The sequence below is a fragment of the Pseudomonas sp. GW821-FHT09C08 genome (assembly GCF_059418125.1).
This window is the reverse complement of the sequence record NZ_JBWKPG010000004.1, coordinates 535768-548819: the sequence shown is the minus strand read 5'-3', so window position 1 is coordinate 548819 and position 13052 is coordinate 535768. Positions and strand designations below refer to the sequence as shown.

At 64.3% G+C, this 13052-nt stretch carries 11 protein-coding genes; 6 read left to right on the top strand and 5 right to left on the bottom strand.

The genetic code is table 11. The features are described 5' to 3' along the window. Positions 1–569: 569 nt before the first annotated feature. The 3 genes from AC07OJ_RS17135 (at position 570) to AC07OJ_RS17125 (ending at position 4487) form a co-directional block, all read left to right on the top strand. On the top strand, positions 570–1859 hold the full coding sequence (locus tag AC07OJ_RS17135) for a M18 family aminopeptidase (RefSeq protein WP_065903452.1): 1290 nt from the start codon (positions 570–572) through the stop codon (positions 1857–1859). A 219-nt stretch (positions 1860–2078) separates the two neighbouring features. Then, entirely contained in the window at positions 2079–2246 is a 168-nt protein-coding gene (locus AC07OJ_RS17130) for a hypothetical protein (RefSeq protein ID WP_162946051.1), read from the top strand. Between the two features lie 72 nt (positions 2247–2318). Further along, entirely contained in the window at positions 2319–4487 is a 2169-nt protein-coding gene (locus AC07OJ_RS17125; RefSeq protein ID WP_065903455.1) for a mechanosensitive ion channel family protein, read from the top strand. 286 nt (positions 4488–4773) lie between these two features. Here AC07OJ_RS17125 and AC07OJ_RS17120 read toward each other — a convergent pair whose 3' ends face one another. The 5 genes from AC07OJ_RS17120 to AC07OJ_RS17100 all read right to left on the bottom strand — a co-directional run bounded on the left by AC07OJ_RS17120 (position 4774) and on the right by AC07OJ_RS17100 (position 9542). Continuing rightward, positions 4774–4995 (bottom strand): MbtH family protein, encoded by a 222-nt coding sequence (locus AC07OJ_RS17120; protein WP_065903458.1) that lies wholly within the window; start codon positions 4993–4995, stop codon positions 4774–4776. A gap of 82 nt (positions 4996–5077) precedes the next feature. After that, the gene (locus AC07OJ_RS17115; protein ID WP_120449306.1) at positions 5078–6490 is read right to left on the bottom strand and encodes an aspartate aminotransferase family protein; all 1413 of its coding nucleotides are present in this window, start codon (positions 6488–6490) and stop codon (positions 5078–5080) included. A 162-nt stretch (positions 6491–6652) separates the two neighbouring features. Then, complete coding sequence (locus AC07OJ_RS17110; protein ID WP_106803053.1) at positions 6653–7420, bottom strand: N-acetylmuramoyl-L-alanine amidase; 768 nt, start codon at positions 7418–7420, stop codon at positions 6653–6655. 122 nt (positions 7421–7542) lie between these two features. Next, positions 7543–8865: an ATP-binding protein gene (locus tag AC07OJ_RS17105; RefSeq protein WP_065903466.1), complete on the bottom strand. Its 1323-nt coding sequence runs from the start codon at positions 8863–8865 to the stop codon at positions 7543–7545. Continuing rightward, positions 8862–9542 (bottom strand): response regulator, encoded by a 681-nt coding sequence (locus AC07OJ_RS17100; RefSeq protein WP_065903475.1) that lies wholly within the window; start codon positions 9540–9542, stop codon positions 8862–8864. Before AC07OJ_RS17100 ends, AC07OJ_RS17105 begins: the two co-directional genes overlap by 4 nt. 176 nt (positions 9543–9718) lie before the next feature. On the opposite strand from AC07OJ_RS17100, the gene dsbD reads away from it, so the two are divergent. From dsbD to dsbG, 3 genes are read left to right on the top strand one after another with little or no spacing between them, the layout of a single operon-like run. After that, complete coding sequence (gene dsbD / locus AC07OJ_RS17095) at positions 9719–11446, top strand: protein-disulfide reductase DsbD (RefSeq protein WP_495094851.1); 1728 nt, start codon at positions 9719–9721, stop codon at positions 11444–11446. Further along, the gene (locus AC07OJ_RS17090) at positions 11446–12297 is read left to right on the top strand and encodes a prolipoprotein diacylglyceryl transferase family protein (RefSeq protein ID WP_065903485.1); all 852 of its coding nucleotides are present in this window, start codon (positions 11446–11448) and stop codon (positions 12295–12297) included. Before dsbD ends, AC07OJ_RS17090 begins: the two co-directional genes overlap by 1 nt. Next, entirely contained in the window at positions 12273–13049 is a 777-nt protein-coding gene (gene dsbG / locus AC07OJ_RS17085) for a thiol:disulfide interchange protein DsbG (protein WP_495094850.1), read from the top strand. The genes AC07OJ_RS17090 and dsbG overlap by 25 nt, the downstream gene beginning before the upstream one ends. The last annotated feature ends 3 nt before the right edge of the window (positions 13050–13052 follow it).

Below are 13052 nucleotides of genomic sequence, written 5' to 3'. Positions count from 1 at the left end.
GCCCTGATAGCTCCTCTGTGCCTGACACACCGCCTTCGCGGCCTCGCTGGGGCTCGACGGCTCCCACAGGGGGGGCGGCTGTGTGGCTGGGATTGAGCAGGCACCGGGTTTCGCTGATTGCAGTTTCTGCAGAGTGTCGCTGGGTGAGCTGGATCCCAGCGACCGCTAGGTTCCGCTATGTGGCTGAGATTCCAGCCACCACTCCGCCCAACTGTGGGAGATGTCGAGCTTTAGCGAGGCTGCGAAGGCGGTGGCCCTGATAGCTCCTCTGTGCCTGACACACCGCCTTCGCGGCCTCGCTGGGGCTCGACGGCTCCCACAGGGGGGGCGCTGTGTGGCTGGGATTGAGCAAGAACCGGGCGGCTGAGATTCCAGCCACTACACCGCCTAAATGTGGGAGCTGGCTTGCCTGCGATGGCGGTGTGTCAGCCTCAAATCTTTCACTGACAGACAGCCATCGCAGGCAAGCCAGCTCCCACACTGGTTCTGTGTGGTGCTCAAGAAGGCAGCTTCACTTCAAATGTGTAGCCAATACGGTAAACTCCGCGCATTGCTGTCTGGAGCTATTTATGCGCGAAGCGTTGAATCAAGGCCTGATCGACTTCCTCAAGGCCTCCCCTACTCCTTTTCATGCCACCGCCGCCCTGGCCCAGCGCCTCGAAGCCGCCGGCTACCAGCGTCTCGACGAGCGCGAAACCTGGACCACCGAAGCCAACGGTCGCTACTACGTGACCCGCAACGACTCCTCGATCATCGCCTTCAAGCTCGGCCGCCACTCGCCGCTGCTGGGCGGCATCCGCCTGGTCGGCGCCCACACCGACAGCCCGTGCCTGCGCGTCAAGCCACAACCGGAACTGCAGCGCCAGGGTTTCTGGCAGTTGGGCGTCGAAGTCTACGGCGGTGCGCTGCTGGCGCCGTGGTTCGACCGCGACCTGTCCCTGGCGGGCCGTGTCACCTTCCGCCGTGACGGCAAGGTCGAAAGCCAACTGATCGACTTCAAGCTGCCCATCGCCATCATTCCCAACCTGGCCATTCACCTGAACCGTGAAGCCAACCAGGGCTGGGCGATCAATGCGCAGACCGAGCTGCCGCCGATCCTCGCCCAGTTTGCCGGCGATGAGCGCGTGGACTTCCGCGCCGTGCTCACCGAGCAACTGGCCCGCGAACACGGGCTGAACGCCGACGTGGTGCTCGACTACGAGCTGAGCTTCTACGACACCCAGAGCGCCGCCGTGATCGGCCTGAATGGCGACTTCATCGCCGGCGCACGCCTGGACAACCTGTTGTCGTGCTACGCCGGCCTGCAAGCCTTGCTCACCAGCGAGACCGATGAAACGTGCGTGCTGGTGTGCAACGACCACGAAGAAGTCGGTTCCTGCTCGGCCTGCGGCGCCGATGGCCCGATGCTCGAACAGACCCTGCGGCGCTTGTTGCCGGAAGGTGATGAATTCGTACGCACCATTCAGAAATCGCTGTTGGTGTCTGCGGACAATGCTCACGGCGTGCACCCCAACTACGCCGAAAAGCACGACGCCAACCACGGCCCCAAGCTCAACGCCGGCCCGGTGATCAAGGTCAACAGCAACCAGCGCTACGCCACCAACAGCGAAACCGCCGGGTTCTTCCGCCACCTGTGCATGGCCCAGGAAGTACCGGTGCAAAGCTTTGTGGTGCGCAGCGACATGGGCTGCGGCTCCACCATCGGCCCGATCACTGCCAGCCACCTGGGCGTGCGCACCGTGGACATCGGCCTGCCGACGTTTGCCATGCACTCCATCCGTGAACTGTGCGGCAGCCATGACCTGGCGCATCTGGTGAAGGTACTCGGCGCGTTCTACGCGAGCCGCGACCTGCCCTGATCTCGGCAACTGACTGCGGTCAGAACTGTGGGAGCGGGCTTGCTCGCGAAGGCGGTGTGTCAGCCACTGAATCGGCTGACTGATGTATAGCCTTCGCGAGCAAGCCCGCTCCCACATTCATTTCTGCGCACACCTGATCTGTATCACCTGCATTTTCCGCAATCCGGCCTAGACTTGTCAGAATTCCCACTCTGACAAGGCCGTCGCCCGATGATCTCCATGTCCTCCTTCCACGCCATGCTTATCCCTATTGTGATCGGCATGATCATGCTCGCGGTCGGCTTCAACTTTCGTGACAAACCTGCCGGGGTGTTCGGCATGTGGGTGGGCATGCTGCTGATCCTGGGCACCGTGGTGTACAAGATCCTCGCCAAACTGGCCGAATGACAAATGCACTCGCATTGGGCATAGCGGCCTCGTACACTCGGTCAATTCGTCGTTTCCAAGGTTGACCGCCTCGTGCTTTCCCGTCTGTTCGCCCTGCCCTGTTACCTCCTGATCGCTCTGCTCACGCTGCTGCCGCTCGCGCCTGCCCAGGCCGTGAGCCTGCCCGGCCTGCTGGGCAGCACCAACAAGACCCAACCCCAGGCCGAAGTGCCGCTCGGCCAGTCCCTGGACGAGGTGATCAAGACCCTGGAAAACGACCAGCAACGCACCCAGTTGCTGAGCGACCTGAAGAAACTGCGCGAAGCCACGCAAAAGGCCCAGCCGGCCGCCGAACAAGGCGTGCTCGGGTTGATCGGCAGTACGCTGTCGGGCCTTGAGCAGCAGTTCTCCGGTGCCGACAGCCCGCTGGGACGCTGGTCCAATGAAGTCGACCTGGCCAAGGATGAACTCGGTGCGCTGATGCTGCCGGCCAGCGAATGGCTGCCGATCATTTTCGGCTTTGCCTTGATCCTGGCGGTGTGGAGCCTGCTCGCAGCCGCGCTGATCTGGCTGAGCCACCGCGTGCGTGAGCGCTTCGGCCTGCCCGAGGAACTGCCGCAACACCCGCGCACCTGGGACATGCTGCGCTTTGCCCTGCGCAAACTGGGGCCGTGGCTGATCGCGCTGGTGATCACCGTGTACCTGAGCTACGCGCTGCCCTCGTCCCTGGGTAAATCCCTGGCGATGGTGCTGGCCTACGCCCTGGTGGTCGGCACGTGTTTCTCGGCGATCTGCGTCATCGCGTTTTCGGTGCTGGACGGCCCCCACCGTCACCGCGCGCTGTATATCCTGCGCCACCAGGCGTTTCGTCCGCTGTGGCTGATCGGCAGCTTTGCGGCCTTCGGCGAGGCGCTGAGCGACCCACGGATGATGCAGGCCCTGGGACAGCACCTGGCGCACACTGCCGCGACCGTGGCGAATGTGATGGCCGCGCTGTCCACCGGCGTGTTCATCCTGCGCTTTCGTCGTCCGATCGCCCACCTGATCCGCAACCAGCCGCTGTCACGCCGCCTCACGCGCCGCGCCCTCAGCGACACCATCGAAATCATCGGTTCGTTCTGGTACATCCCGGCCTTGCTGCTGGTGGGTATCTCGCTGTTCGCCACCTTCGTATCCGCCGGCGACACCAGTACCGCCCTGCGTCAGTCACTGTTGTGCACGGTGCTGCTGGTGTTGTGCATGGTGATCAACGGCCTGGTCCGCCGCCACGCCCTCAAGCCGCAACGCGGGCACAAGCGCCATGCGCTGTACTCCGAACGTCTGAAAAGCTTCGTCTACACCCTGGCTCACCTGGTGGTGTGGCTGGTGTTTATCGAGCTGGGCCTGCGGGTCTGGGGCCTGTCGCTGATCCGCTTTACCGAAGGCGACGGCCATGAAATCAGCGTCAAGCTGTTCGGCCTGGGCGGCACGCTGCTGTTTGCCTGGCTGATCTGGATCCTCAGCGACACCGCGATCCACCACGCCCTCACCCGCTCGCGCAAAGGCCTGGCGAATGCCCGCGCGCAGACGATGATGCCGCTGATCCGCAACGTGCTGTTCGTGACCATCTTCATCATCGCGGCCATCGTCGCGCTGGCGAACATGGGCATGAACGTCACGCCCCTGCTGGCCGGTGCCGGTGTGATCGGCCTGGCCATCGGTTTCGGTGCACAGTCGCTGGTCGCGGACTTGATCACCGGCCTGTTCATCATCATCGAAGACTCCCTGGCCATCGATGACTACGTGGATGTCGGCGGCCACCTCGGCACGGTCGAAGGCTTGACCATCCGTACCGTGCGCCTGCGCGATATCGACGGCATCGTGCACACCATCCCGTTCAGCGAGATCAAGAGCATCAAGAACTACTCGCGGGAGTTCGGCTACGCGATCTTTCGCGTGGCGATCCCCTACAACATGGAAATCGACGACGCGATCAAGCTGATGCGCGATGTCGGCCAGAAGATGCGCAACGACCCGCTGCAACGCCGCAATATCTGGTCGCCACTGGAGATCCAGGGGGTGGAAAGCTTCGAATCCGGCAGCGCGATCCTGCGCGCGCGGTTCAAGACGGCACCGATCAAGCAATGGGAAGTGTCGCGGGCGTTCAACTTGTCGCTCAAACGCCACCTGGACGAAGCCGGCCTGGACCTGGCCACCCCGCGCTTGAGCGTGCAGGTGGTGACGGGGGCGTCGGGCGGGTTGGAGAAAGAGAAGAACGCGTGAGTGGGAAGGGACTGTGGTGGCCTGAGGTCTTGTTGGGTTGAACGGGGCTGTTGTGGTGAGCGGGCTTGCCCCGCGTTGGGCTGCGTAGCGGCCCCCTCTCAAGAAACACTCAGTGCATCAGGTAAACATCAGCGGCTGGTTTTGGGGCTGCTTCGCAGCCCAACGCGGGGCAAGCCCGCTCACCACAAAAAGGCCTGCTCACCACAATAGCCCTGCTCACCCCAACAAGCTTTGAGGCCACAACAGACCCGCATATCACAACAACCGAGCCTGCTGCAGCGCGGGTTCAGGACAGCGCGGCGCCGTCCATCTTCTGGCGCAGGCTCAACGGACGCATGTCGGTCCAGGTTTCTTCGATGTAGGCCAGGCATTCTTTCTTCAGCCCGCTCTTGCCCACGGTGCGCCAGCCTTCTGGCACCGCCTTGTAGTCGGGCCAGATGGAATACTGTTCTTCATGGTTGACCACTACCTGAAACAGGATGTCGTCGCGGTCAAATACTGAGGTCATTGCTGTTCTCCATCGCTCAAAGGCTGGCTGCGCACCACGCGCAGCGCTGATATCTGTAGAAACGTACCAAAGCGTAAAAAAATTAGAGGCTGGCCACCGCTGCGGCCAGGGCGCGCCCGAAGATCTCGGCCACTCGGTCGACTTCGGCGGCGGTGATCACCAGCGGCGGCAGGAAGCGCACCACGCTGCCATGCCGGCCGCCGAGTTCCAGGATCAGGCCGCGCTTGAGGCATTCACGCTGCACCAGCGGCGCCAATTGGCGATGCACCGGTGGATGGCCCTGGATATCCAGGGTGCCCTCGGGGTCGACCAATTCCACGCCGAGCATCAACCCACGCCCGCGAATGTCGCCAAGGTGCGGGAATTCACGCTGCAGGATTCTCAGGTGTTCACCGAGGCGTTCGCCCATGGCGGCCGCGTGGCCAGCCAGGTCATGTTCCTTGAGGTAGCGCATCACCGCCGAGCCCGCCGCCATGGCCATCTGATTGCCACGGAAGGTCCCGGCATGCGCGCCCGGCAACCAGGTGTCGAGCCAGTCGCGATACACCACCACCGCCAACGGCAGGCTGCCGCCGATGGCCTTGGACATCACCACCACGTCGGGAATGATGCCGGCGTGTTCGAAGGCAAACATCTTGCCGGTACGGCCAAAACCGCTCTGGATTTCATCTACGATCAACGCCACGCCGGCCTGCTCGGTGATCCGTCGCAAACCGCGCAGCCAGTCGAGATCGGCCGGGATCACGCCGCCCTCGCCCTGCACCACCTCGACGATCACCGCCGCCGGCAGCAACACCCCGGCTTCCGGGTCATTGAGCAGGTTCTCCAGATAATGCAGGTTGACCCGCACACCCTCGGCGCCGCCGAGCCCGAACGGGCAACGGTAGTCGTAGGGATACGGCAGGAATTGCACGCCATTGCCGAGCAAGGCGCCCAAGGGTTTCTTCGGCCCCAGGCTGCCCATCAGGCTCAACGCGCCCTGGCTCATGCCGTGGTAGCCGCCCTGGAACGACAACACCGTGCTGCGCCCGGTGGCGGTGCGCACCAGCTTCAACGCGGCTTCCACCGCGTCGGTGCCGGTCGGGCCGCAGAACTGGATCTTGGCTTCGCGCGCCAGCGCAGTCGGCAACAGGCCGAACAGGTCCTGCACGAACTGGTCCTTGACCGGCGTGGTCAGGTCCAGGGTGTGCAGGGGCAGTTCGTCACTGAGCACCTGCTGGATGGCTTCGATCACCACCGGGTGGTTATGCCCCAGCGCCAGGGTGCCGGCGCCGGCCAGGCAGTCGATGAAGCTGCGGCCTTCCACGTCTTCCACGTAGATACCCTTGGCGCGCTTGAGCGCCAGGGGAATGCGCCGCGGGTAGCTGCGCGCGTTGGATTCCTGCTGGCGCTGTCGAGCCAGCAGCGGGGTTTCGTCGAACTGGTAGAGCGTTTCCGCGGGCGCCGGGCTGGCATGCACCGGGGCATCTTCGATACGGCTGATAGCGACTGACATCTCTCGATCCCTCAATACGCTGATGATGGTGACCAAACTGCCGATCCGTTGGCGTCTGGCCCAAGGGCATGCGCACGGATTTCCTGTTCTGGAAACGCACCAGCGAGAAGAGGATTTAGGGGACAGTGACGGTTAACGGATGGATGAGCCTCGCGCCCGGCGTCACAACCCGAGGTATTTTTCGTTCAGCGCATACAAAATCGCGCAGGTCTCCGCGTCCAGGCATCCGCCGTAATCCCGCGGGCGAAAGTGCATCTGGAAGGCGCGCGTGCGCCGCTCGAACATCTGGCGATTCTGCGCCGGTTTATAGCCATAGCGCTGGAACGCCCGCTCCACCTCCACTTCAGGCGGCAACCCCAGGCGAAACCGGCGCTGGTACATGGCCCGCGTCGACTCGTCAAACCACGCGCCCACTCCCGCCTCGAACAACGTGCGCCACGGCAGGCGCGGCCCCGGGTCACTCTTGCGCCAGTAGGCCACGTCCGAGTGCCCCAGCACGTCGGCCGGGCCGATCTGCGGATGGCGCCCCAGGATGTCGCGCATCAGGGCGATGAGCACCTCCACCTGCGCCTGGCCGTACGCGGGAAAGGTAAACACCCCGCCATCGTCGCGCGCCAGGTTGACGATCTCGATGCCGATCGCCCGGCTGTTGAGGTTGTCACGCCCGCCCCAATGGCTGGCCCCGGCATGCCACGCACGCAGGTCCTCGCCCACCAGGCGAAAGACGCGCAACTCTTCATACCCGGCGGCGCGGTAGCCGGGCTCATCGGGATCGGGCAGCAGATAGTGAGCGCTGACCCCGTTCTGCGTCAGGGTCCGCAAGGATGAGGCGAAAGGCGCCGCGGTGTAGTGCAGGACCACCTGGCGCACGGGCTCGCCGCTGCGTTCGTTGAAGTCCCGGGCAGGGAAACTGGTATCGATGACCAACATAAGAACTGTCCTTTTCAGTACAGGCCGAGTCTTTCGGCCCGTTCAAGCGCAAAAAAATTACCGCCATCCTGAAGGGTTGATCTTCAGCAGGGCGGTAACTATTTGGCACATGAGAAAACGGATCAGCGTCGCAACGGCATGCCCAGGTCGACACGCAGGCCATCTGCCTGGCTGTCGAATGTCAATGAGCAGGAACACCGCTGCACGATGGCCTGCACGATCGCCAGGCCCAGGCCACAGCCTTCGCTGTTGCCATTGCGCCAGAAGCGTTGGGTAAGGTACTGCAGGTCCTCGGCGGAAATCTGCGTGCCGTGGTCACGCACGCGGAACACCACCTGATCGCCAGCGTTGAACACATTCAGCTCTACCCGGGTGTCGGCCGGGGTGTGGCGCAAGGCGTTGTCCAGCAGGTTGCGCAGGGCCGCGACGGCCAGGCCCACCGGCATTTCCACCGGAGCGCTGGTGAGGGTGTCTGCCAGGACCAGGTCGATGCGCTGGTTGTCGCCGGCGTTCGCATCCTCGATCGCCAGCCGCGCGACTTCCTCGGCGCTGGACTGCAAGCCATCGTCGAATGACAGGCTGCCCTCCACCCGCGCCAGTAGCAGCAATTGCTCCAGGGTCCGGTGCAGGCGGTCGGCGCCTTCCTCGGCGTGGGCCAGCGACTGGTCGCGCGCCGCGCCCTCGGTCATGCGCGCGACTTGCAGGTGGGTCTTGATCGCGGTCAGCGGGCTACGCAACTCGTGGGCCGCATCACCGGTCAGGCGGCGTTCGCGCTCGATGGTCTTGGCGATGCGCTGCAGCAGTTGGTTCTGCGTATCGAGCAGCGGCTTGAGCTCGCTGGGCAACGGGTGAATCTGCAGCGGCTCGAGGGAATCGGCGCTGCGGCGCATCAGCGCGTCACGCATGCGATTGAGCGGCAACAGGCTCTGGCCGATGCCCAGCCACAATAGGCACAGGCAACCCAGCATCGCCACGCCGACCGGCACCGAGGCAGCCAGCAGGATCGACAGGTTCAGCGCCTCGCGCTCCACCTGGCGGTCGGCGGTGGTGATCAGCAGGTCGCCACGCGACAGGGTAAAACTGCGCCAGCCCACACCGTCGACCACCTGGTCGCGGAAGCCGCTCTTGCGCGACTCCAGGCCCTCTTCCGGGGTGGTATGGCTGCGCGCGAGGATTTCGCCGCGCAAGGAGCTGACCTGGCAGGCCATGCCGCCCGGCACGTGCAGTTGTTCGGCGCTGAAATGCGCGCCGCCGCTGACACTCGCCAGCCCCGGCATTTGCTCGGTCAGCCCGGCCACCATGCGCGCGGACGCCACCAGGCGCTGGTCGAGGGAAAACATCATCTGGTTGCGCAGGTCGTTGAGCATCCAGGCCGCTGCCAGGGCCCAGATCAGCACAAAAGCGGCGCCCAACTTGAAGGTCAGGCGCAGGCGCAGGCTTTTCACGACACGTCCTCTCCCCCGTCCGCCGGCCCGAGGCGGTAGCCCAGGCCACGCACGGTTTCGACGATGCCATTGCCCAATTTGCGCCGCAGGTGGTGGATATGCACGTTGAGGGCGTTGCTTTCCAGTTCGTCGTTGAAGCCGTAGACGCTGTCCTTGAGCTGTTCGCTGGACAGCACCCGGCCCTTGTTATGCAACAGGGCCTGCAGCAGCGCCTGCTCGCGGCGCGACAGGTCGACCGGCTGGCCGCCGAGGAAAGTCTCGCGGCTGCTGGGGTCGTAGGCCAGGCGGCCGTGCTCGATCAGGTTGACGCTGCGCCCCGCCACGCGCCGCAGCAGGGTCTGCAGGCGGGCGGCGAGTTCACGCAGGTCGAATGGCTTGAGCAAATAGTCGTCGGCCCCGGCTTGCAGGCCGTCGACACGATTGGTCACCGAATCTCGCGCGGTGAGGATCAGCACCGGGATCTCCAGCCCCTGGCTGCGCTGCTGCTGCAACAGCTTGAGGCCATCTTCGTCGGGGAGGCCGAGGTCGAGCACCATGATGTCGAACGTGGCCGCCTTGAGCATCGCCCGCGCCGCCGCCGCCGTGGCCACGTGCTCGACGGTAAAGCCCTGGGCGCCAAGGCCGGCGACGATGCCGCTGGCGATCAGCTTGTCGTCTTCACAGACCAGTACGTGCATGGTGAACCCTTCATGAAAGATGGGGAGGATTAAAGGTGTCGCGGATTAAGCGCCGATTATGCCGTGAAAAGAGGCGCGCTCAGTCATCTCCTTCACTTTAGAATAGCGCCCGGTTAATCATCGGTTAATCAACGCCACACATTGTGTGCCTACTTGCATCGAACTAAGGCTTGACCATGCGGCATCTGTTTACCTTTCTGCTGGTGTTGTTCGCGGGATTCGCCCAGGCCGCGCCGGGCAACCCGTTCGAGACCAAACCCGACTTCCTACCGGTGGGCAAGGCGTTCACCTTTACCTCCGAGCGCCTGGAATCCGGTGAGACCCAGCTTTACTGGCAGATTGCCGACGGGTACTACCTGTACAAGCAGCGCATGAAATTCGATGGCCTGGCCGAACAGCCAGTGCTGCCGCAGGGCGAGGCCCATAGCGATGAGTTCTTCGGCGAGCAGGAGGTCTATCGCCAGGGCCTGGAAGTGAAGATCCCCGCCGGCGCCACCGGCCAGGTAAAGCTCGGCTGGCAAGGCTGCGCCGATGCCGGCCTGTGCTACCCACCGCAATCGATCACTGTAGACCTGGGCGGCAACCCCGCCGTTGCCGCTACCTCCGAGGCGCAGGACCAGAGCCTGGCCAGCGGCCTGCAACAACGCAGCCTGGGTTGGAGCCTGCTGGTGTTCTTTGGCCTCGGGCTGCTGCTCGCGTTTGCCCCCTGTTCGTTACCGATGCTGCCGATCCTCGCCGGCCTGGTGGTGGGCAGTGGCGCCAGCCCGCGTCGCGGCTTTGCCCTGGCCAGCAGCTATGTGGTGTGCATGGCCCTGGTGTATGCCGCGCTCGGCGTGTTGGCCGCCCTGCTCGGCGCCAACCTTGCCGCACTGCTGCAAACACCGTGGATCCTCGGCAGTTTCGCCGCGCTGTTCGTGATCCTCGCGCTGCCGATGTTCGGCTTCTTCGAGCTGCAACTGCCGGCCTTCCTGCGTGACCGCCTCGACAACGTCAGCCGCCAGCAAAGCGGTGGCAGCCTGCTGGGCGCCGGGGTTCTCGGCGCGCTGTCGGGCCTATTGGTGGGGCCCTGCATGACCGCGCCCCTGGCCGGCGCCCTGCTGTACATCGCCCAGAGCGGCAATGCCGTGCACGGGGGCTTGATCCTGTTCGCCATGGGCATCGGCATCGGCATTCCGCTATTGCTGCTGGTGACCGTGGGCAACCGCTTCCTGCCCAAGCCGGGTACCTGGATGAACGTGCTCAAGGGCGTCTTCGGCTTCCTGTTCCTGGGCACCGCGGTGCTGATGATTCGCCCGGTGGTCGACGACAGCCTGTGGATCGGCCTGTGGGGCGCATTGGCCTTGGTGATGGCTTACTGCGGCTGGACCCTGGCCCGTGAGTACGGCCTGGCCGCCAAGGTGTTCGGTGCCGGTTCGCTGGTGCTCGGCCTGTGGGGCGCGGTGCTGGTGGTGGGCGCAGCCGGTGGCAGCGATGACCTGTTCCAGCCATTGAAGGTCTACAGCGGTTCGCGAGTCGCCACCGCAACGGACGCCCACGACGCCTTCATGACCATCAAGGATCCAGCCGTGCTGCAAAGCCAGCTCGACAGCGCCAAGGCCCAGGGCCAATGGGTGCTGGTGGACTACTACGCCGACTGGTGCGTGTCGTGCAAAGTCATGGAAAAACAGGTGTTCGGCAAACCCGAGGTCATGGCCGCCCTGAAGGATGTCCGCCTGCTGCGCCTGGACGTCACTGCCGACAACGCCGCCAGCCGTGCGCTGCTCGGCCGCTACAAGGTGCCGGGGCCGCCGAGCTTTGTCTGGATCGGCCCCGACGGTGAGGAGCGCCGTGCCCAACGCATCACTGGCGAAGTGGACGCCGCCGCTTTCCTGCAACGCTGGACCCAGACCCGGGACGCCCTCTGATGCTGACCCTGACCATCGGCACCTTCGCCATCGCCCTGAATCACATCCTGTTGATCGGCGCGCTGATTCTCGCCACCCTGGTGGGTTGGCGCGTGGCCAAGCGTGGCGGTGAAAACCCGGAATCGGTGCTGTTCAGCCTGTTCCTGCTGGGCATGCTGGTGGCCCGCATCAGCTTTGTGCTGATGTACTGGAGTGACTACAGCAACGACTGGCTGCAGATGGTCGACCTGCGCGACGGCGGTTTCCTCGCCTGGCCTGGCGTGGTCGCACTGGTGCTCGGCGCACTGGCCTACGGCTGGCGTCGCCCGGCCCTGCGCAAGCCGCTGAGCGCCGGGGTGATCACCGGCCTGCTGTTCTGGGGCATGGCCACCCTGTCCCTGAGCCTGTACGACAAAGGCACGCAACTGCCGGACATCACCCTGCGCAATGCGAACGGCGAGGTGGTGCAACTGGCCGACTACAAGGGCGGCCCGCTGGTGATCAACCTGTGGGCCACCTGGTGCCCACCGTGCCGGCGGGAAATGCCGGTGCTGGAACGCGCGCAACACCAACGCCCGGACGTGACCTTCCTGTTCGTCAACCAGGCTGAAAGCATGCAGAGCGTCAGCACCTTCCTCGCTACCCAGGGCCTGACCCTCGACAACGTACTCTTCGACGCCAGCGGCCGCCTCGGCCAGGCCGTGGGCTCCATGGCCCTGCCGACCACGTTGTTCTACCGGGCCGACGGGCGCCTGATCAACAGCCACCTGGGCGAGTTGTCCCAGGCCAGCCTGGCCCGTGCCATGGAACCCTTCGACACCGAACCTGCCGCCATAAGGAAACCGACATGCCCCGCCTCCGCCACCTGCTGACCCTGCTGCCGCTGACCTTCCTGTCACTCAGCGCGACAGCCACCCTGGCCCAGGCCGAAGACTGGCCGGCACCGATCAAGCAGATCGAGGCCAAGGGCGCCAAGATCCTCGGCAAGTTCGATGCGCCCAGTGGCCTCACCGGCTACGCCGCGCAATACCAGAATCGCGGCATGGCGCTGTACCTGACCGCCGACGGCAAGAGCGTAATCGCCGGCAACCTGTACGACGCCCAAGGCAATGACTTGAGCAGCGCGCCCCTGGAAAAACTGGTGTACGCGCCGATGGCCAAGGCAGTCTGGGCCAAGATGGAAAACAGCAGCTGGATCCAGGACGGCGACAAAAACGCGCCGCGCACCGTCTACCTGTTCAGCGACCCCAACTGTCCGTACTGCAACATGTTCTGGGAACAGGCGCGGCCATGGGTGAAAGCCGGCAAGGTGCAGTTGCGCCACATCATGGTCGGCATCATCCGCGAAGACAGCCCAGGCAAATCCGCCGCACTGTTCGCCGCCAAGGACCCGCAAAAAGCCCTGGAAGAACACGAGGCCGCCGGCAAAGCCAGCAAGTTGCAGGCGCTGACCAAGATCCCGGCGACTATCGAAGCCAAGCTCGATGCCAACATGAAGTTGATGGATGAGCTGGAACTGTCGGCAACGCCGGCGATTTTCTACCTGGATGACAAGGGCCAATTGCAGCAACAGCAAGGGGCGCCGTCGCCGGAGAAGTTGGTGAAGATTCTTGGGCCTAAGTAAGCA

Excerpts from the sequence above, each read along its gene's own strand:
- AC07OJ_RS17135 (WP_065903452.1), top strand. The coding sequence starts at position 570 with ATGCGCGAAGCGTTGAATCAAGGCCTGATCGACTTCCTCAAGGCCTCC.
- AC07OJ_RS17100 (WP_065903475.1), bottom strand. The coding sequence starts at position 9,542 with ATGCACGTACTGGTCTGTGAAGACGACAAGCTGATCGCCAGCGGCATC.
- AC07OJ_RS17115 (WP_120449306.1), bottom strand. The coding sequence starts at position 6,490 with ATGTCAGTCGCTATCAGCCGTATCGAAGATGCCCCGGTGCATGCCAGC.
- AC07OJ_RS17130 (WP_162946051.1), top strand. The coding sequence starts at position 2,079 with ATGTCCTCCTTCCACGCCATGCTTATCCCTATTGTGATCGGCATGATC.
- AC07OJ_RS17120 (WP_065903458.1), bottom strand. The coding sequence starts at position 4,995 with ATGACCTCAGTATTTGACCGCGACGACATCCTGTTTCAGGTAGTGGTC.
- AC07OJ_RS17090 (WP_065903485.1), top strand. The coding sequence starts at position 11,446 with ATGCTGACCCTGACCATCGGCACCTTCGCCATCGCCCTGAATCACATC.
- AC07OJ_RS17110 (WP_106803053.1), bottom strand. The coding sequence starts at position 7,420 with ATGTTGGTCATCGATACCAGTTTCCCTGCCCGGGACTTCAACGAACGC.
- dsbD (WP_495094851.1), top strand. The coding sequence starts at position 9,719 with ATGCGGCATCTGTTTACCTTTCTGCTGGTGTTGTTCGCGGGATTCGCC.
- dsbG (WP_495094850.1), top strand. The coding sequence starts at position 12,273 with ATGCCCCGCCTCCGCCACCTGCTGACCCTGCTGCCGCTGACCTTCCTG.